Genomic DNA, 22,860 nt, shown 5'->3' on the forward strand with positions numbered 1-22,860 from the left:
CGGAGCGTGCCGGCAATGCGGGGCCAGAGCTACCGTTGATTGCATTCGCCGGCGCTTGAAGACTATTCTTGGCCGGCGCGACGTCCCGGCCGGGCTGGTTGACAGCGAACCATTCCGACAAAATACATGAACGGCGCATCGTTTTTCGACAACCACTCGGGCAGAGAAGATCGCATGGATGAATTGGCATGGGTCGCCGAAACGGCAGTGGAGAGCGAAGCGCAGGGCTTCGATCCCGAGGGCCGCATCACTTTCGACGATGGTCCGTTTGCGGGCTTCATCGAGCGCGTGCCCCTGCGGCCGGGCATGGCCCTCTACCGTGTCGAGGGGACATCGAGCCATGCCTGGACACTGAAGGCGCTGGGGGATGCGCCCGCCGGCAATCTGGTATTCGGCACCATGCTCGGCGGCGCCGGCGCGATCGAGGCCGACGGCAATGAGAGGCAGGTCTGGCATTCGCCGGGCCGCCCCTTCGTGGTCAGTCTGGCCGAGCGCGAAATCGCCTATTGTCTGGAACCGGGCGAGCCGTGGCGCGCCGTGACCCTGCTGCTGGAGGCCGAAGCGCTTGAGACGCTGGCCTTTCAGGACGGGCTGCCGCCTTTGGCCCGCGCGGTGCTGGAGGACGGCCAACTGCCGGTTTCGCACGTGCTGGAGAGCGACCGGGCTGTCACGCGCGCGGCAAGCGACCTCATGTGCCCCGCCTACCGCGGCGCGATGGCGACGCTCTGGCGCGAGAGCAAGGCGCTGGAACTCCTGGCGCACCAGCTGGATCATCTCTCCGGCAGTCCGCCGCCGCCGGTCGCGCTGAGTACGCGGGATCTCGCGCGGGTGCGCGAGGCCCACCAGCTTCTGGTGGCGGACCTGCGCGCACCGCCGAGCCTCGAAGCGCTGGCGGCCCAGGCGAAGCTTCCCTCGCGCCGACTCAATCAGGGCTTTCGCCAGCTCTACGGCATGACGGTCTTCGAGGTGCTGCTCGAGGCGAGGATGAAGGTGGCCCACGCCCTGGTTCTGGAAAGGCAGGACATACCCCTCAAGCATCTGGCGTGGATGGTAGGCTACAGCCAGCTGTCCAACTTCATCAACGCCTACCGCCGCCGCTTCGGCGTACCGCCCGGCCGGCACCGGCGCGACGGCGGTTCGGACTAGAGCGTTTCTCCAGGAGCCCGGCGGTAGCCTTCGTGGCCGTCACGGCGGGGCAGGTGGGCCTTTGCGCCCATTTTCAAGCGAAGAATGAGTTATGCGCGGCCGCGAATGCTTATGCGTGGCTGATCCTCGCGTTGATCGGTTCCACAACCTGCAGGCAATAGGAGCCTTGCGCACCGAGACCGGTTCACCGCGTCCGCGAGGATCATCGAAATGAATGCATTCGTTCTCGTCTTCATCCTTCGTCTCTTTGCGCCGCGCGTCAACCGACGCGATCGCAACCGATAAGCCGTCTGCGGTGGAGGCAGGCAAGGCGCGCGGCGGCGCCTTGCGTCCTCTTGATACCGCAAGGATGGCGAAGGTGGAGCGGCGGGGCCGAGGTATCCTCCCGACCCTGGCGGCAACCGGCCGCTCCACCACCCGATCGGTCGTGATGTCTCACCCGGAGACGCGGGAGCGCGCGGCCCGCATTGCCGGCCAGCGCAACGCCGCACCTCTGTCGACGGTTCAGTCAGCCAGCACGCGCTGCGAGGGGAAGGTGATCTCGACCAGCGTGCCTTCGTTCGGCGCCGAGGAGATGGCAAAGGTGGCGCGGTTGGCGTCGACCATGGCCTTGGTGAGCGGCAGGCCGAGCCCGGTGCCGTCGCCGCGGCTGCGCGTGCCGGCATGCACCTGGCGGAACGGCTTCATCGCCTGCTCCAGCTCGGTGCGGGTCATGCCGACGCCGGTGTCGCGGATGCGAAGCGCCACGCTGCCGTTCGGCTCATAGGCGGTCGAGACGATGATCTGCCCGCCGGACGGCGTGAAGCGGATGGCGTTCGCCAGGATGTTGAGCACGATCTGCTTGATCGAGCGCATGTCGGCGACGACGCTCGGCACGGCCTGCGACAGCGCGGTGCGGATGATGACGCGCTGGCCGTTGGCCTGCGGCTGGACGATCGAGACCGCCGCCTGCACCGTCTCGTTCAGCCCGACGGCGGTGAAGTCGAGATCCATCTCGCCGGCCTCGATCTTGGAAATGTCGAGCAGGTCGTTGACGATGTCGAGCACGTGCCGGCCGGAGCGGACGATGTCGTTGGCATATTCGCCGTAGCGCGGATGGCCGACCGGGCCGAAATGCTCGTTGGCCATCATGTCGGCAAAGCCGATGATGGCGTTGAGCGGCGTGCGGATCTCGTGGCTGACGCGGGCGAGGAAGTCGCTCTTGTGGGCGTTGGCGGTCTCGGCGGCGCGCTTGGCGTTGCGCAGTTCCTCCTCGGTCCGCTTCCACTGGGTGATGTCGCGGATCACGGCGCAATAGCCGTTGGACGAGGTGAGCTTGCCGATCGTCATGAACAGCGGCAGGAAGCCGCCCGAGGCCTCGCGGCCGATCACTTCGCGGCCGTCGTTGAGCACGCTCGCCACGCCATGGCCGGACAGGCCGCCGAGATAGTCGAGGATCGACTTCTGGCTCTCATGGGCAAACAGCATGACGAAGGGTTTTCCGCGCGTCTCCGCCTCGTCGAAGTTGAACAGGGCGCTCGCCGCCCGGTTCATCGAGCGGATGTCGCCGTCGGCGCCAAGGATGACGACGCCGTCGGTCGCGGTCTCAAGGATGGCGCGCAGTTCGTCGACCTCGACCTGCAGCCGGGCGAGCTGTTCGGCGCCAGCCTGGCCTTGCGGTTCGGCAACCGGATGCGCGGCAACGGCATGGGGCGCTGCCGGCTTTTCCGCCGCGGCCTGGGTCGTACCGCCGGCCGGGATGAGCGCCAGCATCAGCGCGGTCGCCCGCTCGAAGCGGATGGACTGCAGCCGCGCGGTCACGGGCACGAGCTGGTCGTCGGCCCGCACGATCACGACGCGGCCGGGCTCCTCGCTTGCCCCTTCGAGGTCCTGCTGCTGGATCAGCACGTCGAGCCCGCCGGCGGTGTCGAGCTCTTCCACCGAAGCGTAGCCGGTGAGCGCCAGGAATTCCGGATTGGCGTGGATCAGGCGGTCGCCGACATGGACCAGCAGCGCGACCGGCATCAGGTCGACGATCTCGGCGGTGAGCGCATTGTCGCGCTTCAGGCGCAACGTGGCGAATTCCTCGACCGTGGTCTCTTCCCGCTCGGGCGCGCTTTCGGCGGCGACGTCCAGGGCAAGGGGCTCGGCGGGGGAGGTCTCGGGCACGGTCGGCGCTTCGGCGGCTTCCGTCGGCTCCCTGTCTGCTTCGGCCTGCTCGGTCGCGGCGGAGCTGGCCGCTTCCTCGGCGGCAGCAGTGGCGGTCTCGTTCCGGCGGATCTCGTTCAGCGCCTCGGCGGCCTTTTCGCGCAGGCCCTGCGGATCGAGCTTGCGGGCGATCTCCAGGAAGGCCGCCTGTTCGCCGGGGGTCAGGCCGTCCTTGCCGCGGGCGCGGCGCTCCTCGAGCTGCACCACCTTGTCGGAATGGCGCCGGCCGGGGGTCTCGACGATCTGCAGCGCCGGCGGTTCCGTGGCGGGGCTGCGGGGCGGTTCGGCCGGTGGTTCGAAGAATTCCGGCTCGCCGATGCGCGGCAGGTCGTCCTCGGCGGCGGCCGTGGTTTCGTCCTCGATAGCCGTATTGGCAGCCGGCATGTCCTGGTCGGAGACTGTTTCGCCTTCGGACGTGCCCGAAAGCAGGTCGGCGCTCTCGTCGCCCGGTGCGGTTTCGGCCGCCGGGAAGCCGGCGTCATCAGCCTCGTCCGCTTCGTCGTCGAGCAGCGAGAAGCTGGGAACGGTCTCGGCCAAGGCTTCGCTGATCTCTGGCTGTTCCGGCTCGCTCGGTGCTGCCTCGCCCACGAAGGTCATTCCGGTGCGGTTCGGGTCTTCGACCGCGTCGGCCATGCGCACGATGCCGAAACCGCGGAAGCCGTCGAAATCGCGGCTGCGGGTATAGGTCGGAAGGGCTGCGAGATCGACCGGCACCATCAGGCTCGTGCCTTCGACCGGCCAGTGGATGGTCTTGCCCGACCAGGTGTCGCGCTTCTTCAACAGTTCGCCGATCTTGCCCTCGGGGTCGAGGTTGAACAGCGCGGCGAGATCGGTGAAGGCGACACCGTTGATGTCGGCGGCATGCGGGCCGACGGCCTCGGCGAATTCGTGCGAGACGTCGCAGAACCGGCCGTCGGCGTCGATCTTCCAGACGAAGCGCGTGGCGCGACGTTCCGGCGAAAAGACGAAGGCGCCGGCCGGGGCTTCGCTCGACGGCGCGGCCGGGACTGCGGCGATCGCGGCGGCGGCTTCGGCGACCGGGGCTTCGTCGGGAGCGGCTGCCGATTCGGCGGCGGCAAACGCCGGCGTCGGTAGCTCGGCATCAGCCAAGGTGTCGTCAGCCAGCGCACTGTCGACCGGCGTGTCTGTCTGCGCATCGACGACGGGCGTGTCGGTCTCCGCGTCGCCTGTCGACAGGGTCTCGGCGGCAATCTCCGGCATTGCTTCGGCTGCCAGCGGCAGCTCGGCCTGCGGGGAGGGGACCTCAACCGTCTCGTCGGCATCCGGGAAAAGCTCGGCGGCCTCGGTGTCGGCAAGGGGGCCGACCTCGTTCTCCAGGGTCTCCACCACCTCGGCTGCGGCTTCCGCCAGCACGGCGTCGCCCGGAGCAGCGGTTTCGCTCGAAACGGCGTCGGCAACGGCCTCTTCGCCCGTCTCGTCGGTGTCGGTCTCGTCCAGTGCCTCGACCTCGTCGGCCTCGAATTCCTCGATCTCGCCGATCGCATCGACGACCTCGGCAAAGCCGGCCTCGGCCTCGACCACGCCGGCGGTCACGATGGCTGCGGCCTCGGGGGAAACAATCGGCTCGGCCGCCGGTTCGTCGAGGGCGGCGGGAAGCGGGGCGGTCGGGCCGGTCGGCTCTTCGGTATCGAAGCTGTCGGTCGGGTCCATGTGGCCGAGAATGGTCTCGACGGTGAACAAAAGGTGCAGCGCCGGATCGTCCGACAGCTTGCCGATGGCGGCGGGCAGATGGCCGCGTCCGGTCGGGATCGGCCGCTTGACGAGATGGTCGGCATCCGTGCCGGCCAGCGTGACCAAGGTCCGGGCGGTCTGCGGGGTAATGCCGAGGCCGGCGAATTTCGCCGAGGCGACGACCACCTGGCCCTCGCCGTCGAGCACGGCCATATGGGTGTCGGGATCGTCGAAGCCGGTCAGCATCTCGGCGGCGCGCTCGGCCAGGCTGCCGGCCTTGCCGATCGGCGGCACGGCGAGCAGCACGACGGGCTCGCCGGAGCGGATCTCGACCATCTGTGCCGTCGCGGTCACGGGAACGCGCTGGAAGCCCGAGGCGATGCGCAGCAGCAGCGAACGGCTGTCGCCGACGGCGCCGAGCTGGCGGGCCACGCCCTCGATCTGGCGGAAGGTGACGTCGCCGCGGTTGGGGCCTTCCTCGAGAAAATCGTAGATCGAGGCATTGCCGAAGAAGCGCGCGCCGGCGCCATTGGCCCACAACACCCGGTCGAGCGCGGGCGAAAACACGACGAGCGCCTCGCCCCGGGCAAAGCGCGGGCGGATGCTGTCGTGAACTGCGACATCGATGAACGGGTATGGAGCGGGCATCGTGGGACCTGTCTTAGCAATTGCCGTCACAGGCGGCAAATTAACAGATTTTTAATACCTAGCCACGGCTTTCGGGTCCAGCAAGGCGCGCCGGTTTCGCCCAACAGGGTTAATCCGCAAGACGCGGATAAATTGTATGCTGCACTGCACAATCATATTGCAATGCACAATAGACGGTGCTATATACAATTCATCAGAACACAACCGGGCCCGCCGATAGCTGACCCGCTCAAACGAGGATCACTCACATGGCTGCCAATACCACCAAGGACGCATTCTCCTTCTCCGCCACCGCATTCGACCCGGCTAAGGTCACCGAAACCTTCCGCGACTTCGCCGAAAAGGGCGCAGCCCAGTCGAAGGACGCCTATGCCAAGATGAAGACCGCGACCGAAGAAGCCACCAAGACCGTCGAAACGACGCTCCAGACCGCCCAGGCCGGCACCGTCGAACTCGGCCTCAAGGCCATCGACGCGCTGCGCACCAATGCCGAAATGTCGCTGTCGCACATGGAAGCCCTGCTCGGCGTCAAGTCGATCGCCGAACTCGTCGAACTGCAGACCTCCTTCATCCGCAAGCAGGCCGAAGTCACCGTGGAGCAGGCCAAGGCCATGCAGGAAGCCGCCAAGAAGGTTGCCGACACCGTGGTGAAGCCGGGCAAGGAAGCCGCTGAAAAGGTCATGTCGACCTTCAAGGCCGCCTGATCAAAGACGCATGTCCTCCCAAGGACTTGAAGGCCGGGGCACTTGTCCCGGCCTTTTTTCGTTTGGTGCAAAAAAGGCTTGAAAAAGACGCCAACTGTCCGTATGTGACCCCTCAAGGCGTCTTGGACGCCCGATGTGCGGTTGTAGCTCAGTTGGTTAGAGCGCAGGTTTGTGGCACCTGAGGTCGGAGGTTCGAGACCCCCCAACCGTACCATTTTTTCTCCACATGTCGGCTAGTGGGCACCTCGATGTAATTGGGCATCGCAGGGCGGGTTCGCATGCAACTGGGCACTTCAAACTTGCAACTACGCATCTCTTGCCCCAAGTTGTCCCGGGCGCTTTGCATCCCAACCAACTGCCGTTATCGAAGTTTAAGCTTAACTATCCTGGTGACGTGATTGCATCATCCGCAGTCGCCTAGCCTTCAATGGATGCATCCGGGAATGCCCTTGGTCGACAGAGTGAAAAAATAGTGTGGTGATGCAAACTAAGAATTCTGGCCTGAAATTTGGCGTGTTGCATTTTAGTTATTCAGATTTTTCGTTTGAGAAGCTGATAGCGAAAAATCGAATGGCCACAATAAATCTTGGCGACTATATGCAAACATTGGCGGCAAGAAATGTTTATAGTAAGGCGAATGTAAGAGATGAAGATGTTGTCGCAATAGATCGAGACAGGATTCGAGATTATGATGGCGACGATGTTGTGCTTATATGTAATGCCTGTTTTTACAATCACTGCTTTCCAATTCCTGAAAACATAATTCCGGTATTTGTCGGGTTTCAGGCGGCGGAAGATGTTATTGCTAATAATAAGGAGTACTTGAAGCGATTTGAACCAATAGGGTGTCGAGATGTCGCCACCTGCAACTACCTCATCACCCACGGTGTTTCCGCGTTCGTAACCGGCTGTCTGACGCTTAGCTTCGATAAGAGGCCGATCGAGCCGTTGGATGGTCGCGTTGTGGTCGTGTATGGCGAGGGCTCCGGCGCCTTGCCCGGTAGTGCGCTGTCTTCTTTGCCTAAACCGTTTTACGAGCGCTTGGATTTTGTGTTCCAGCGCAAGCCCATACACAAGCTCCCACTATCCCCGACTGAGATGATGGAAGCCGAACAACACGCGCTTGCACTGCTGGAGCGATACCGGTCGTCGGCTTCTCTCGTTATTACGCCGCTTCACCACGCAGCCACGCCGTGCATATCATCGGGAGTTCCTGTGGTCCTTTGTCGTCGTGACCTTGACGACCGCTTCAGCTTCCTCAGCAAGCTGATGAGGGTTCACACTCCAGCGGACTTCGGAGAGATTGACTGGGACCCTGCCGCGGTTGACATCGACGAGGTTCGGTCAAGCCTGCTTTCCCAAGCCAAAGAAGGCGTGTGGGCGGCGCTCGAGCGATACCGCAGTTCGAGCAGATCCAAGGCCAACCGCTCGCAGGAGGTCGCTTCGCGTTCTGTCGACTTGAGGTCGACCGGGGCTGTATTGGTCAATGTAAACAAGGCTCTCGTGGATTGCATAAGGTCTGGTGATCAGGCAGGTGCCGTCCGCCTCTACGAAGGATTAACGGAAGCCGAACGTTCTATGGTCGATGCAAATGGCTTCCTATGCGCTGGCCGAGCATATGCAGCGTTGAGATCGCCAATGCAGGCGATAGAGATGTTTCGTGCGGCACTGTCATTGACGCCGAATATGCCCACTGCCCATTCCAGCTTGCTGACTGCGCTCTTGGCCGCGGGGCGGATCGACGAGGCGTTTGAGGCGGCAAGACAGGCTGAGGCGACGTGCTGGTCCGTCGGCGGGGTTCTGCTATATGCCGGCAGGGCAGCCATCGCCGCAGGAGAGAGCGATGTAGCCATAAGACTGTTGGAACGTACGATTTCTCTGGACCCAAAAAACTTTCCGGCCCAACTTCTTCTGGCCAGCACCCTGGGGTCGCGAAAAGGGCAATGGCGCAAGGCGCTAGCCCATGCCCGGGCGGCGCTGGACCTGTCTCCCGATGATCTCGATGCACGACGGGTGTACGGCGAAGCGTGCCTGCATTTGGGCCGCTGGGCATCGGGCTTCGATAGTTACCAGAGTCGTCTAAGTTCTGATCGGCTTTTCGGCCCGTTTCGCCGCCCCTTTGCGCACAAGATCTGGACCGGTCAGGAGGGAGTTGGTACCGTGCTTCTCCTGCCTGAGACCGAGCAAGGCATTGGTTTTGAGATGCTCGCTTCAAGCCTCATACCGGCGCTGGAAAAGAAGGGAATCGAGGTACTTTTCGAGGCAACACCCAAGATGCTGCCGGTCTTCACGAAGATGTATCCGTCCGCCCGCTTCTTCCCCTTTTCAAAGCAAGGCGACCCGGACCTTCATGAGGCAAAGGTTGACGCGCAAGCGTATTTTACCCAAGCTTGTGCCTTGCTTCGGCGCCAGCAAGCTGACTTCCCGCCCGCTCGGAGCGTGGGCTCCCCCGTGAGGTCGGTGAGCCATTCACATCCTTTGCGAGTCGGGGTGTCGTGGAAAAGCAAAAATCCGGCGAGTGGCCCAGATAGGTCTATCGGATTGGAAAAATTCCATGCCTTGATAGATTCAGCATCCTTGCCGATCAAGCTCGTAAATCTGCAATATGGCGACGTTAAAGCTGAGATCCGCGGATTTGAAGGGTCCTTCCAAAGGTCCATTGAGTTCAATGATAGCATAGACTACTTTGATCGGCCGGATGCGCTGGTCGACGCTATTGAATCGGTGGATGTCGTGGTAAGTGCGGACAATAGCACCCTGCATTTTGCGGGCTTGTTGCAGAAACCCGCTTTCGCCTTGCTGCCTACCAACTCCCATTGGACATGGGGTATCACTCAGCGATATTCGGTTTGGTTCCCAACCATTCAACTTCTCCGAAAATCCGCTGATAGCGAATGGGAAGACCTGTTTCTCACTGTAGGTCAGCAGTTGAATGAAATCTACGCAGTCAACTCCATGGTCGAAGAGACGGCATGACGACATTGGCCGAGTTTTGATCGTTTCTCGTAGTGACTGAGATTTTGGTTGTTCTGTACCCGCCCCGGATGCTAGTCGCCTTGTCGTCATCGCGAAAGACGCGTTGCCTCCGCAGGCCAGTCAGGGCGAATATCAGCAAATCGTGTACGATCTGTGGAAACCTGCCTATCCGGCGACCGTTCAACCGATCTGATAGACCAAAAGTGCACTAGATCATGAAATCAGGGGGTGAACGGAATGTTGCCGCAGCTTCAAACTAACAATAGCACTTTTGCAGGTCGTTACTGGAGTGAGTATAACGTCCTGAGGCGATATTTCCCCACTGATCGCGGCTTGTCCATTCTCTCTTTCGGCTGCTCGACGGGAGAAGAAATCTACACAATTAAGGCGCTGTTCCCTCAGGCTGAGCTGTTTGGCTGTGACCACGATTGGTACAATCTGCGCTTAGCCAGAGGATTGGTCGGAAGCTGTGCGAGTATTTTTCATTCTACGGAAGCCGAAGTCATTGCACATGGGCCATACGACATCATTCTGTGCAATTCCGTGTTGCTTCGCCCATCGACCATGGTGAACGGTCGAAAGAGCGGTATCGATCCCCAATTGTGGTCTGACATTGTCAATTTGATGCATGCGTGCTTGAAGCCCGGTGGAATACTGCAGATTGTGAATTCGAATATTCCATTTCGTATGCACGGCGTGGCCGACGACTACGAGCCTCTTCGCAGTCCTTTGCTGCTGGGGCCGAATTTTGTCGATGTGTTTGACACGGAGGGCCGCCTCCTCTGCTCCGGGGTGAATGGAGCAGGAGTGACGGCGCACTGCTTTCGCCATCTTGGCGAGGAAGGCTGGCGCGATTTGCGCCCCACGGACCTTGATGATGTGCATTTCCGTAAGAATGGGAGCACGGCCATTGTGCACCCAGTGCTCGATGAGAAGATACCAAACGTAGCCACCAAGCCTGGATACGCGACCGGTTCCACTACATATCGGCCAGTTCTGACAAAGGACAACAGGCCTTCGACCCATCAAGAGATCGACGTGAGTTGGACTGCTTCGGTTTCGGACGTCCATATTACACGGTCGACACGCCGGGTATGGTTTGATGGGACCACCGCTAGCACGTTCGAGACATCCATTTGCCTCACAGGCGTCGCAGCGGGAGCCTATCTGGAGACGGTCACCGGACGAGAGAGTAGCCGGTTGGCGTTGGCAGCACTGCTTGACGCTGCTCCCCGACAGACTCCCAATATTTGAGCTGAACCTCTGGCCCACCAAGTCCCGGCCCCCCGATGAAGCCCAAGGATGTTGCCGCCTATCTGTTCCTGGCTCTGGCCTGGGGCCTGTCCTTCCTGCTGCTGTTGAAGGTGGTGTCCGCCTTCGGCTGGGTGGGGGCCGTGACCTTTCGCTGTTTCGTCGCCGGGCTGACGCTGTTTTTCATCGCCCGGGCCACGGGCCGCGGCCTGCATTTTAGCGCCGGCTGGTGGCCCTTTGCCGTGGTCGGGGCCACCACGGTCGCCGGCCAGCTGGTCGGGCTCTCCTATGCCACCCCGCTGATCGGCACGGCCATGGCGGCGATCCTGGTGGCGACGATCCCGATGTTTTCCATGCTGATCGGCCAGGTCTGGGGCCTCGAGCGCATCACGCCGCAGCGCCTGCTCGGCCTCTTGATCGGTTTCGTCGGCGTGGTGCTGCTGGTCGGCTTTCCGGCGGCACCCGTCAATGCCGCCTTCGTGCTCGGCTGCGCCGGAACGCTGTTTGCCTGCCTCTGCGCCGCCTTCGGCAGCAATTATGCCAGCCATCGCCTCCAGGGCGTCGGCGCCTGGGAGGTGACAATCGGCGCCTTCCTGTTCGGCGGGCTGATGACCCTGCCGCTGCTTCTCGCCGTGCCGGTGCCGGGCGTGCCGCGGCTGATCGACTATGGCTATCTGCTGGTGCTCGCCGGCGTGATGAGCGCCATGACCTATGTGCTCTATTTCGGCCTGGTCGCCTCGATCGGCGCGACGCGGGCGATCAGCGTCGAATTTGCCGTCACGGCGGTAGCCGTGCTGGTCGGCGCTTTGTTCCTCGGCGAGCCGCTGTCGCTCGTGCAGATGATCGGCGGCGCCGTCATCATCGGCGGCTGCGCGATCGTGCTCGGCCTGGTGCCGGGCCGCAGGGCGGTCCGCGCCAAGGCGTGAGGCGGCGAAGGCCGCGCCGGTGCGTTCAGGTGACGAGGAAATAGACGCCGCAGGCGCCGATGAACAGGCCGAGCGCCCGCACCAGATAGCCCTCATAGAACCGTCCGAGACCGAAGCCGACGCCGATGCCGAGGATGTGGATGAGGCCGGTCGAAACGACGAAGCCGACGGTATAGGCGGCCGGATCGACGGCCCGCGGCGCCTCCTGTCCGTGCGGATAGCCGTGGAAGAAGGCGAAGACCGCGACGATTGCGAGCGCCGCCCATTCCGGGGCGATCCAGCGCGCCGCGATCGAGCCGCCGAGCACGATCAGCGAGAGCGCGATGCCGGTTTCGATATAGGCGCCGGGACCGATGCCGAGCATGCCGAAAATGCCGCCGATGCACATGATCAGCGGGAAGGTGGCGGGCAGCGTCCAGACCGACCGTCCGCCCATCTGCGCGCCCCAGAGCCCGACCGCCAGCATGGCGAGGAAATGGTCGAAACCGGCGAGCGGATGGCCGAAACCGCTGCCGAAACCGCCCATCACGCCGCCCAGCGCATGGGCGGAGGCCGGGCCGGCGGAGAGGATGATGCCGAGCGAGGAAGCGAACAGGAACGCGGCTCGCGCCCCGCTGCGTTTCGTTGCGTCTCTCATGCGTGCCATATCCGTCCTCTTGATCGCCGCTCCCATGCTGGGGCTTGAGGCTGTATAATCCGAACCGCGCGGAGCGGCAATTGCGCAGGTCGGCCGGCGTCTGCCGGCCCTGCCGTGCCGCGGGCGGTGGTCCTCTCTCCGCGCCAAGGTCGAAGCCCGGCCCCGTTCAAAGGACAGTCGATACAACCTATACGAAAGAGTGTTTGACGCGGGTTGCGGCTCGGGCCGATAGTCCTCGCGCGGCATTGGGGAGGGCGCCTTCACCCTCCATACCGAAGGGGGGAGAGCATGTCAGGAATTCCGGGGTGGGACAATTTGTGGCCCGTCGAACCGCTTGGGAAACCCAGTCGGTTTCCCGGCTCCATCAGCGATTTCGACAAAAGAATCAGCGAGTACGACAACGCACTGGCGGATGCCCGCTCGCAGATCCAGCGGAACGGCGATGCGGAGGCGATGGAGAAGCGGCATATCCGCGAGCACCAGCAATATATCGCCCGCCAGAACAGGATGATCGCCGAGTGCAACCGCAAGGGCCACAAGGTGCCGCCGGAGACGGCCGGCAACATCGCCAATGCGCAGGAACTGATCGCAGACAGCCAGAAGGTACTGTCCCTTCTGCCCGCCCACAAGGCGGAATGGATGGCGGAGCGGGACAAGCGGCAGAAGTGGGTCACATACCTGCGTCAGGAGCGGGCCAAAGGGATCGGCAAGAATGGGGAGGCGCGAAAGTGCGGCTCGGAAACCCAGGAGGGCCAGCCCTGCCAGAATGAGAAGCACTACCGGGAAGGCTCAGGCTGGGGACCCTGCACGATCCAGGGGCACTGAAGCCCGGGCGCGTTTGCCTCACACAAAAATCCGCCGGTTCTCGTCGACCAGTTCCTGCAGGAACTGCACCACGGTGCGCACCCGGACCAGTTCGCGCGCGCTCTCATGATAGGTGGTCCAGTAGGCGCGGCGGATGGTGACCTCGGGCAGGATGCGCACCAGTTCGGCATGCTGGCGGGCGATGTAGTCGTGCAGGATGCCGATGCCGGCACCGGCGCGCACGGCCTCCGTCTGGCCGATCGCCGAGGAAATCTCGAAGGAGGATTCCCAACCGCGCATGATCTCGCCGGTATAGGAGAGCGAGGCGGAATAGACGAGATCCTCGACATGGCCGATCAGCGTATGTGTCCGCAGCGCCTCCCTGTCGGACGGCGTGCCGGCCTCGGCCAGATAGGCCTCCGAGCCGTAGAGCCCGAGCGTATAGTCGGTGAGCTTGGATGAGATGAGGCGGCCTTGTTCCGGCCGCTCGATGGTGATGGCGATGTCGGCCTCGCGCTGGGAGAGGGAGAAGGCGCGCGGCACCGGAACGAGCTGGATCTTCAAGGCCGGATAGCGCCGCGTCAGCGTGCCGAGATGCGAGGCGAGGAAGGCGACGCCGAACCCGTCCGGGGCGCCGATCCTGACCGTGCCGGCCACCGCGCTGTCCACCCGGCCGATGTCGGACTGGGCGGCCAGCATTTCCGTCTCCATGCGCTCCGCCGCCCGGCTGAACACCTCGCCCTCGGGCGTCAACTCGCAGCCATTGGTGCGGCGGATGAGAAGCCGGGTCTTCAACGATTCCTCGAGCGCGGTAATGCGGCGCGACAGCGTGGCATGGTTGATGCCGAGCCGCCGCGAGGCCGAAAGGATCTGCCCCGAGCGGGCGACCGCGAGGAACATGCGTACGTCATCCCAGTTCATGGGGGACCTCCGGGACCGGCTGGCTGGCGCCGGGGTTACCCCCCTCTGCCCTGCCGGCGTTCGTCGCTGCAATCGATTCACAGGATCGATTGCTCCGCTGCGCGGATGGCTCCTCACGCCCCTCAAGGCTGGGCGATTCCATCTGGATTTTGAGCGGCGCACGAAGCGGTATCCCTCTTCTCCCCAACGGGGAGAAGGTGGCCCGCAGGGCCGGATGAGGGGGGCGCGAAGCGCAAAAGCTGTGCCGGGCAGCCCCCTCATCGCCTCGCATACGCTCGGCACTTCTCCCCGAGGGGAGAAGAGGGAGCCCGGAGCCGCCTCCGGTACTCCATATGCGATGAGCCTCCCCCTCAAGGGGGGAGACCGGCTTGGGGCCGGCCGCATCGCCTGCAAGCGGGCCGACAATCCTGTTTGACCGAGGCAGAGGTCGGGCTTGAGGAGCGGTGAGGCGAGCGGAGGTGGTCAATCTCCCCCCTTGAGGGGGAGATGTCACGAAGTGACAGAGGGGGGTAAACCGCGCGCACTTCTGCCTACGCACTTGAGACTTCCTTTCCGTCGAACATCAATTCCTGCACAACGGATGCGTAGAACATCCTGTTGCGTTGTGCAAATCGAAGCGCATACTCCAAGCCAGTCAAAAGACCCCTGAGGAGGCACATCCATGCGTGAAATCGGCCATTACATCGGCGGCAAGCACGTCGCCGGCACGAGCGGTCGCTCGAGCAACGTCTTCAACCCGGCAACCGGCGAGGTCCAGGCGACCGTGGCGCTGGCAAGCGTCGCCGAACTCGACGCCGCCGTGCAGAACGCCAAGGCCGCGCAGATCGGCTGGGCCAACACCAATCCGCAGCGCCGCGCCCGCGTCTTCATGAAGTTCGTCCAGCTCTTGAACGACAACATGAACGAACTGGCCGAAATGCTCTCCAAGGAGCACGGCAAGACGATCGAGGACGCCAAGGGCGACATCATCCGCGGTCTCGAAGTCTGCGAATTCGTCATCGGCATTCCGCATCTCTCCAAGAGCGAGTTCACCGAAGGTGCCGGCCCCGGCATTGACATGTACTCGATCCGCCAGCCGGTCGGCATCGGCGCCGGCATCACCCCGTTCAACTTCCCCGGCATGATCCCGATGTGGATGTTCGCCCCGGCAATCGCCTGCGGCAACGCCTTCATCCTCAAGCCGTCGGAACGCGACCCGTCGCTGCCGATCCGTCTTGCCGAACTGATGATCGAAGCCGGTCTTCCGGCCGGCGTCCTGAACGTCGTCAATGGTGACAAGGGCGCGGTCGACGCGATCCTCAACCATCCCGACATCGGCGCCGTCTCCTTCGTCGGCTCGACCCCGATCGCTCGCTACGTCTATGCGACGGCGACCGCCAGCGGCAAGCGCGCCCAGTGCTTCGGCGGCGCCAAGAACCACATGATCATCATGCCGGATGCCGACCTCGACCAGGCTGCCAACGCCCTCATCGGCGCAGGCTACGGCTCGGCCGGCGAACGCTGCATGGCGATCTCGGTCGCCGTTCCGGTCGGCGAGGAAACCGCCGATCGCCTGATCGCCAAGCTCGCCCCGATGGTCGAGAAGCTGCGCATCGGCCCGTACAATGACGAAAAGGCCGATTTCGGCCCGGTCGTCACCAAGGAAGCCCAGACCCGCATCCTCGGCCTGATCGACCGCGGCATCGAGGAAGGCGCCAAGCTCGTCGTCGACGGCCGCGGCTTCAAGCTGCAGGGCTATGAAAACGGCTACTTCGTCGGCGGCTGCCTGTTCGACGACGTCACCCCGGACATGGACATCTACAAGACCGAGATCTTCGGGCCGGTTCTCTCGGTCGTTCGCGCCAAGAACTACGAAGAGGCCCTCTCGCTGCCGATGAAGCACGAATACGGCAACGGCGTCTCGATCTATACCCGTGATGGCGATGCCGCCCGCGACTTCACCAGCCGCATCAACATCGGCATGGTCGGCGTCAACGTTCCAATCCCGGTTCCGCTCGCCTACCACACGTTTGGCGGCTGGAAGGCCTCGTCCTTCGGCGACCTGAACCAGCACGGCACGGACTCGATCAAGTTCTGGACCCGCACCAAGACGGTCACCTCGCGTTGGCCGTCGGGCATCAAGGACGGCGCCGAGTTCTCCATCCCGACGATGAAGTGACGCCGGTCACAAGCCGAGGCTGATCTTTCCGGCCTTGGTTCGAAAACAGCGGAATAGTCTTGGAAACGGGTCCCGAAAGGGGCCCGTCTTCCGTTGGGTCAACTTGCGATAGACGAAAAGCCGTGGCACGTCTGTCGCGGTTGCGTGCGTCGGGGGATGCATGTGCAGATTCGCCGACGAAAGGGCCGGGGGCATGACAGAGACAAGACCTGTGTCGCAGGTGACGCGGGGAGAATTCCGTGGGCAGGCCGGGGAGTATTTCGGCATCTGGATCGTCAATATCCTTCTGACGATCGTCACGCTCGGCATCTATTCCGCCTGGGCCAAGGTGCGCCGTAACCGCTACTTTTATGGCAACAGCTTCATCGACAACCATTCCTTCGACTATCATGCGCGCGGTTTGCAGATCCTGATCGGCCGCGCCATCGTCTTCATCTTTTTCGTCGTCGTGCAGATCGTCAGCGTGTTCTATCCGCTGGTGGGTATCGTCCTGCCCTTCGTCGTGCTGCTCGCTCTTCCGTGGCTGCTGTCGCGGGGCCTGCGATTTTCCGCCCGGGTGACGAGCTACCGCAACATCCGTTTCGACTTCAAGGGAACGCCCTGGGGTGCCTTTGTCTCGGTGATCCTCGGCGGGCTGGTCGCCTTCTTCAGCCTCGGTCTCCTGGCGCCGCTCGCCAGCCGCTGGCTCTACCGCTACGTCTTCAACAACCTGCGCTACGGCGACCGCTCCTTCGCCACCGACCCGCGGATCGGCAAGCTCTACCGTGCCTGGGTTCCGGCGATCATTGTCACGCTGATCGGCGCGGCGATCGCGGTCGGTCTGGGCGTCATGATCTATGCGGCAAGCGGTGCCATGGATGACGCCGCGAGCAAGGAAGGGATTGCCTTGCGAGGCATCGCGATGGTCTACGGCACGTTGATCCCGTTCCTTATCGTTTATACGATCGCTGCGGTGCTCTACCGCGTCGGCGTGCGCAATGTGGTGATGAACGCAACGCTTCTCGATGGCCGTCACCGGCTGTTCAGCGACATGGGGCGCCTGCGCTATCTGTGGATCGTCGTCTCCAACCTGCTCGTCACCGTGCTGACGCTCGGCCTGATGCGCCCTTGGGCGGCCGTGCGCGAGCAGCGTTACGTGGTGGGGCATTCCGGCATGATCATAGACGGCGACATCGGCGACGTGCTTGCCTCGATCGAGGCCAGCGGCTCGGCGGTCACCGCCGAATATCTCGACATGGAAGGTTTCGACTTTGGCTTCTGAGGGAGAAATCATCGCCGTCGGCCATTGGCATCCGCCGCGCTCCAGCCGCACGGTTGCGGCGCGGCTCTTGTCGCATGGCAGGACGCTTTCCGTGCGGCTCGACGGCGTGGCCGGCGATCCGGTCTCCGTCAATGACGTGGACGCCGTGCGCATTTCCGCGCGCGTCGGCCGTATCCCGCGGCGCATCGGTTTCGGCGACGGTTCCCTGTTCGAGACCGAGGACAATGATGCGGTCGACGCCTGGCTCAGCGCTCGCCGGCTGCACCGGGGCGGGCTGGTCCATGAACTGGAGCGGTTCCATCCCCGGCTGCTCGGCCTGGTGGTCGCCGTCTTCCTGTTGGCCGGCGCCATCTATCGCTATGCACTGCCGGCGCTGGTCGAGGTGGCGGTGCTGGTGACGCCGCCGGCGGTGGCCGACATGATGGCCTCGGGCACGCTCGCCTCGCTGGATCAGGCGGTCTTCACCGAGAGCGAACTGCCGCAGGCTCGCCAGGGCGAGATCGAGGCGAAGTTCGAGGAGATCGCCGCGCTGTCCGACCGGGGCGCCGACGGCTACGCGCTGCATTTCCGCAAAGGCGGGCTGATCGGGCCGAACGCCTTTGCCTTGCCGGACGGCACGTTGGTGATCACCGACGAACTGGTGGAGCTCGCCGCGGGCGACACCGAAATGATCCTCGGCGTACTGGCCCACGAGATCGGCCATGTCGAGCGGGACCATTCGCTGCGGCAGTTTTATCGGGCGGCCGGAACCGCGGCCCTGGTCATGCTGATCGCCGGCGACATCGGCAGCGCCGGCGAGGAAATCCTGACCGACGGCGCAGCACTCCTGACGCTGTCCTATTCCCGTTCCGCCGAGAGCGAGGCGGACCGGATTTCGGTCGACCTGATGGCGAAGGCCGGCCATGATCCGGCGGCCATCGGCCGTTTCTTCGAGATCATCGAGGAAAAACTCGGCGACGGCGGCGACACGACGATTTTCTCCACCCATCCCGGCACGCCGGACCGCCGCCGGCAGATCGACGAATGGGCAGCGGAGGCCGCAACGAAAAAGGGCGGCCAGTAGCCGCCCTTCGAATGCGTGTCGTTGCGATCTCTTACTGGGTCGGGCCGTCGTTGAGGCCGACCTTGTCGACCAGTTCCGAGGCCGTCTTGCGATTGGCGGCGATGTCGGAAAGCGGCAGGGTATCGGGCTTGATCGGCCCGAAGGAAGCGACCACGTCGGAGACCTTGGCGCCCGGCAGCACCGGATATTCGAACACCTGCTCGGCATAGATCTCCTGCGCCTTGCCCGAGGACAGGAATTCCATCAGCTTGACGGCATTGTCCTTGTTCGGCGCATACTTGGCGAGCGCCATGCCGGAAATGTTCACGTGCGTGCCGCGGTCGGCGGCATTGGGGAAGAGGATCTTGGTGGCGGCTGCCCATTCCTTCTCTTCCGGATCCTTTTCGTTGGTGACCATCAGGCCAACGTAATAGGTGTTGCCGAGCGCGATGTCGCATTCCCCGGACATGATGGCCTTGGCTTGGCTGCGGTCGTTGCCGTCGGGCTTGCGCGCCAGGTTCTGCTTGAGCCCCGTCAGCCACTTCTCGGTGTATTCGGCGCCGTGATGGGCGACCATCGAGGCGAACAGGCCGATATTGTAGGAATGCTGGCCGTCGCGCATGCAGATCCGGCCCTTCCACATCGGGTCGGCCAGTTCTTCATAGGTGATGGCCGTTTCGGACACCCGCTCCTTGGAGGCGTAGACCACGCGGCCGCGGGTGGTGAGACCGAACCATTCGCCGGCCGCATCGCGATACTGCGCCGGAATGTCCTTGTTGATGATGTCGTTTGCCAGCGGCTGGGTGACGCCGCCGTCCTTGGCCTCGACCAGGCGGCCGATGTCGACGGTGAGGATGACGTCGGCCGGCGAGTTCGCACCCTCGGCGGCGATGCGCTCGACCAGGCCCTTGTCGAGGAACAGCACATTGGCCTCGATCCCGGTCTCCGCGGTGAAGGCGTCGATCAGCGGCTGGATCAGCTCCGGCTGGCGATAGGAATAGATGTTGACCTCGCCGTCCGCCATTGCCGTGCCGGCCGTTGCGGCGAAGGCGACGGAGCCGAGAAGCGCACTGCGGATAAATTTGACCGGAAGCATGGTATCTCCTTGCGAGAGTGACTATATTTGTTGAGCCTGATAATCAGGATTTTCCAAGCTGTCAATGCGACCGTTCGGGGCTCACAGACACGTGAAGCGTGAACTTGAGTATTTTGGAATTGTTCAAAACTGCGGAATCCGCTATACGGGGCGGAAGACGAGTCCATGGAGTGACGCATGCGGTTGACAAAACAGACGAATTACGCGGTTCGCATGCTGATGTACTGTGCGGCCAACAAGGATCACCTGAGCCGTATTCCGGAAATCGCCAAGGCTTACGGCGTCTCCGAGCTCTTCCTGTTCAAGATTCTCCAGCCTCTCAACAAGGCCGGACTGGTGGAAACCGTGCGCGGCCGCAATGGCGGCGTGCGCCTCGGTCGGCCCGCCGACAAGATCACCCTGTTCGACGTGGTCAAGGTCACCGAGGACAGCTTCGCCATGGCGGAATGCTTCGAGGACGATGGCGACGTCGACTGCCCGCTGATCGACAGCTGCGGCCTGAACTCGGCACTGCGCAAGGCGCTCAACGCCTTCTTCAACGTGCTGACAGAATACACGATCGACGATCTGGTCAAGGCGCGCCCGCAGATCAACTTCCTGCTCGGCATCAACGAATTCGGACGGCAGAACGTCATTCCGGTGCCGCCGGTCTCCGTCCCGGCCGCCTGACCAATACCGCTTCCCATAAAACCCCGTCGCTTTGCCAAGCGGCGGGGTTTTTCGTTGCAGCTTCACCGCATCTCGCAGAAAAAGTCCGGCCGATCGCGAGTCAGCCCCTTGAGGTGCGGCGAGGACCGAAATACGTTTACGTAAACGGAAGACGTATGCTGTCTGTCCGCAGGCAGAGGGCGTGGACAGACGCCCGCTGGGTGGCTTTGGGAGGAGCGCCTGACATGTTCGATTATGTGATCGCCGGCGGTGGTTCGGCAGGTTCGGTGCTGGCGGCGCGGCTGAGCGAGGATCCGGCCGTCAAGGTCTGCCTGATCGAGGCGGGCGGCAATGGTCGCGACCTGCTGCTGCGGGTGCCGTCAGGGGCCGCCGCCATCGTGCCGGGGCGGCTGCGCTCGGCCAACTGGTGCTTCGAGAGCGAGCCGCAGGCGGAACTCAACGGCCGCCGCGCCTACCAGCCGCGCGGCCGCGGGCTCGGCGGCTCGAGCCTGATCAATGCCATGCTCTACGTGCGCGGCCACGCCTCGGACTACGACGACTGGGCGGCTCGGGGCTGCACGGGCTGGTCCTTCGCCGACATGCTGCCGCATTTCCTGAAGTCCGAGGACAACGAGCGCGGCGCATCGGCCCTGCATAGCGCGGGCGGCCCCTTGCAGGTCTCCAACGCCGACTGGGTCCGGCCGATCAACAAGGCCTTCATCGAGGCGGGTGTATCGCGCGGCTTTCGGGCCAATGACGATTTCAACAGCGAGGACCAGGAGGGGCTCGGCCTCTACCAGGCGACGCAGTTCTGGAAGGGGCCGAAGAAGGGCGAGCGCTGTTCGGCCGCCGCGGCCTATCTGCACGATCACCTCGACCGGTCGAACCTCACCGTCGTCACCGGCGCCCGGGCGAGCCGCATCCTCACGACCAAGGGCCGCGCCACCGGCGTCGCCTATCGCATCGGGCGTCGCGAGGAGACTGCGCTTGCCGCCCGCGAAGTGCTCGTCTCAAGCGGCGCGCTGCAATCGCCGCAGCTTCTCATGCTGTCGGGTATCGGCCCGGCCGACGAACTGCGGCGCCACGGCATTGCCGTCGTCGCCGACCGTCCGGAGGTCGGCGCCAATCTGCAGGACCATCTCGACTACACCAGCGTCTATCGTTCCGCCGACACCGACCTGCTGGGCATCGGCTTCACCGGCCTCAAGGCCATGGGCAAGGCGGCGGGTGAGTGGAAGCGCGAAGGAACCGGCCTGCTGCGCTCGACCTTTGCCGAATCCGGCGCCTTCCTCAAGACCGATCCGGCGCTCGATCGCCCCGACATTCAGCTGCATTTCGTCGTTGCCATGGTCGACGACCATGCACGGCGCATGCATATGGGCTACGGCTATTCCTGCCATGTCTGCCTGCTTCGGCCCCATTCGCGCGGCCGCGTCGGCCTGAAGAGCGCCGATCCGATGGCGGCGCCGCTGATCGATCCGGCCTATCTGTCCGACCGGCGCGACCTCGACGGCCTGATCGCCGGCACACGGCTGATGCGCGACATCATGGAGGCCGGTCCGCTCGCCCGCTATCGCGGTCGCGAACTCTACCCGGTCGGCAACTCGGATGCCGAGCTGGAGGCCGCCATCCGGGCGCGGGCCGAAACCATCTATCACCCCGCCGGCACCTGCCGCATGGGCGGCGACGAGGCCTCGGTCGTCGATCCTGATCTCAAGGTGCGCGGGGTGGACGGCCTGCGCGTCGTCGACGCCTCGGTCATGCCGACCCTGATCGGCGGCAACACCAATGCCCCGGTGATCGCCATGGCGGAAAAGATCGCGGCGGAGATCCGTGCCGGCTAGGACATGGCGCCCAAGCCCAAGCCCAAGCCCCAGCCCGAGCCCGAGCCCCAGCCCAAACCTCAGCGGGAGCCCGGGCCCAAACCCGAGCCTGGGTGTGGCATTCGGACCTTCGCCGTACGCGTCGTGGATGGCCGGATCCGGTGGGTTGAATTCACGGCACCGCCCGGTAAGGTCGCGCCAAACGGCACGGCGCCGTATCGGGGAGCACGCGAACTTGCAGGAATTTTCGACCAGCCGCCCGGCGGCGATCATCGTCATGGGGGTCAGCGGCTGCGGCAAGTCCTCGGTCGGCGCGCTGCTCGCCGAGCGGCTGGGCCTCGGCTTCATCGAGGGCGATGCGCTGCATCCGGCGGCCAATGTCGAGAAGATGGCCAAGGGCACGCCTCTCTCCGATGACGACCGCTGGCCATGGCTCGACATCATCGGCGCGGAAATGGCCGCATCGCTTAGGCGCGGCGAGGGCATCGTCGTCTCCTGCTCGGCGCTGAAGAAGATCTACCGTGACCGCCTGCGCGCCGCGACCGGCGGTGCGCTCGCCTTCGTCTATCTGCACGGCTCCCGCGAGCTGCTCACCGAACGCATGGGCGCCCGCACCGGCCATTTCATGCCGCTCTCCCTGCTCGACAGCCAGCTCGCCACGCTCGAAATCCCCACTGGCGAGCCGGGCGTGGTGACGGTCGATATCGACCAGAGCGTCGAGGGGATTGTCGCGGATGCGATGCGGGGGTTGGGGTAGTTGGCCACGGGGCCTCGTCGACAATGTGCTGGCGGGCTGCAGGATACCGAAGCCTGGGCTTCCCCTGCCTCCCCCTCACCAACAAAATCTACGACTTAGCTGCGCTAAGATCGTGATTTTGTAACCTCTCCCACAAGGGGAGAGGCGGAGCGTCGTGCAGGGCGGCAGGTTTCCTCTCCCCTT

Annotated in this window: 16 protein-coding genes and 1 tRNA gene; 13 read left to right on the top strand and 4 right to left on the bottom strand. The window is 63.9% G+C overall.

Annotated features, from left to right (window positions below; translation table 11 throughout):
• Positions 1-126: 126 nt before the first annotated feature.
• Positions 127-1,146, top strand: coding sequence for a helix-turn-helix transcriptional regulator (locus L867_RS0123325; RefSeq protein ID WP_232363998.1), 1,020 nt, complete (start codon positions 127-129; stop codon positions 1,144-1,146).
• Positions 1,147-1,650: 504 nt separating this feature from the next.
• Here L867_RS0123325 and L867_RS0123330 read toward each other — a convergent pair.
• Complete coding sequence (locus L867_RS0123330; RefSeq protein ID WP_028739071.1) at positions 1,651-5,673, bottom strand: ATP-binding protein; 4,023 nt, start codon at positions 5,671-5,673, stop codon at positions 1,651-1,653.
• 248 nt (positions 5,674-5,921) lie between these two features.
• On the opposite strand from L867_RS0123330, the gene L867_RS0123335 reads away from it, so the two are divergent.
• From L867_RS0123335 to L867_RS0123355, 5 genes are all read left to right on the top strand, one after another.
• Complete coding sequence (locus L867_RS0123335) at positions 5,922-6,377, top strand: phasin (protein ID WP_028739072.1); 456 nt, start codon at positions 5,922-5,924, stop codon at positions 6,375-6,377.
• 137 nt (positions 6,378-6,514) lie between these two features.
• Positions 6,515-6,591, top strand: a tRNA-His gene (locus L867_RS0123340).
• 266 nt (positions 6,592-6,857) lie between these two features.
• Positions 6,858-9,353 (top strand): tetratricopeptide repeat protein, encoded by a 2,496-nt coding sequence (locus tag L867_RS0123345; RefSeq protein WP_084638701.1) that lies wholly within the window; start codon positions 6,858-6,860, stop codon positions 9,351-9,353.
• A 237-nt stretch (positions 9,354-9,590) separates the two neighbouring features.
• Positions 9,591-10,607 (top strand): class I SAM-dependent methyltransferase, encoded by a 1,017-nt coding sequence (locus tag L867_RS27630; RefSeq protein WP_146086607.1) that lies wholly within the window; start codon positions 9,591-9,593, stop codon positions 10,605-10,607.
• Between the two features lie 35 nt (positions 10,608-10,642).
• Positions 10,643-11,530 carry a DMT family transporter gene (locus L867_RS0123355; protein ID WP_028739075.1) on the top strand — a complete coding sequence of 296 codons (888 nt, stop codon included), beginning with the start codon at positions 10,643-10,645 and terminating at the stop codon, positions 11,528-11,530.
• A gap of 25 nt (positions 11,531-11,555) precedes the next feature.
• Here L867_RS0123355 and L867_RS0123360 read toward each other — a convergent pair whose 3' ends face one another.
• Positions 11,556-12,176, bottom strand: coding sequence for a HupE/UreJ family protein (locus L867_RS0123360; RefSeq protein WP_232363999.1), 621 nt, complete (start codon positions 12,174-12,176; stop codon positions 11,556-11,558).
• Positions 12,177-12,455: 279 nt separating this feature from the next.
• On the opposite strand from L867_RS0123360, the gene L867_RS0123365 reads away from it, so the two are divergent.
• A complete protein-coding gene (locus L867_RS0123365; RefSeq protein WP_146086606.1) occupies positions 12,456-12,992 on the top strand; it encodes a hypothetical protein in 537 nt (178 codons plus the stop codon).
• 18 nt (positions 12,993-13,010) lie between these two features.
• Here the strand turns inward: L867_RS0123365 and L867_RS0123370 are convergent, their stop codons facing one another.
• Entirely contained in the window at positions 13,011-13,892 is an 882-nt protein-coding gene (locus L867_RS0123370) for a LysR family transcriptional regulator (RefSeq protein WP_028739078.1), read from the bottom strand.
• Between the two features lie 661 nt (positions 13,893-14,553).
• Between L867_RS0123370 and L867_RS0123375 the strand changes: the two genes are divergently transcribed.
• The 3 genes from L867_RS0123375 to L867_RS0123385 all read left to right on the top strand — a co-directional run bounded on the left by L867_RS0123375 (position 14,554) and on the right by L867_RS0123385 (position 18,374).
• Positions 14,554-16,050, top strand: a complete 1,497-nt coding sequence (locus L867_RS0123375; protein ID WP_028739079.1) for a CoA-acylating methylmalonate-semialdehyde dehydrogenase — start codon at positions 14,554-14,556, stop codon at positions 16,048-16,050.
• Positions 16,051-16,243: 193 nt separating this feature from the next.
• Entirely contained in the window at positions 16,244-17,311 is a 1,068-nt protein-coding gene (locus tag L867_RS0123380; protein ID WP_037174251.1) for a YjgN family protein, read from the top strand.
• Positions 17,301-18,374, top strand: a complete 1,074-nt coding sequence (locus tag L867_RS0123385) for a M48 family metallopeptidase (protein ID WP_028739081.1) — start codon at positions 17,301-17,303, stop codon at positions 18,372-18,374. The genes L867_RS0123380 and L867_RS0123385 overlap by 11 nt, the downstream gene beginning before the upstream one ends.
• A 31-nt stretch (positions 18,375-18,405) precedes the next feature.
• Here the strand turns inward: L867_RS0123385 and L867_RS0123390 are convergent, their stop codons facing one another.
• Positions 18,406-19,377 carry a Fe(3+) ABC transporter substrate-binding protein gene (locus L867_RS0123390; RefSeq protein WP_232364003.1) on the bottom strand — a complete coding sequence of 324 codons (972 nt, stop codon included), beginning with the start codon at positions 19,375-19,377 and terminating at the stop codon, positions 18,406-18,408.
• A 249-nt stretch (positions 19,378-19,626) separates the two neighbouring features.
• Here L867_RS0123390 and rirA point away from each other — a divergent pair, with 249 nt between their 5' ends.
• The 3 genes from rirA to L867_RS0123405 all read left to right on the top strand — a co-directional run bounded on the left by rirA (position 19,627) and on the right by L867_RS0123405 (position 22,677).
• Complete coding sequence (gene rirA, locus L867_RS0123395; RefSeq protein WP_028739083.1) at positions 19,627-20,118, top strand: iron-responsive transcriptional regulator RirA; 492 nt, start codon at positions 19,627-19,629, stop codon at positions 20,116-20,118.
• Positions 20,119-20,342: 224 nt separating this feature from the next.
• On the top strand, positions 20,343-21,941 hold the full coding sequence (locus tag L867_RS0123400) for a GMC family oxidoreductase (RefSeq protein WP_028739084.1): 1,599 nt from the start codon (positions 20,343-20,345) through the stop codon (positions 21,939-21,941).
• Positions 21,942-22,197: 256 nt separating this feature from the next.
• A complete protein-coding gene (locus L867_RS0123405; protein ID WP_051439193.1) occupies positions 22,198-22,677 on the top strand; it encodes a gluconokinase in 480 nt (159 codons plus the stop codon).
• The last annotated feature ends 183 nt before the right edge of the window (positions 22,678-22,860 follow it).

It is taken from the genome of Paenirhizobium selenitireducens ATCC BAA-1503 (assembly GCF_000518785.1).
GTDB lineage: Bacteria > Pseudomonadota > Alphaproteobacteria > Rhizobiales > Rhizobiaceae > Allorhizobium > Allorhizobium selenitireducens.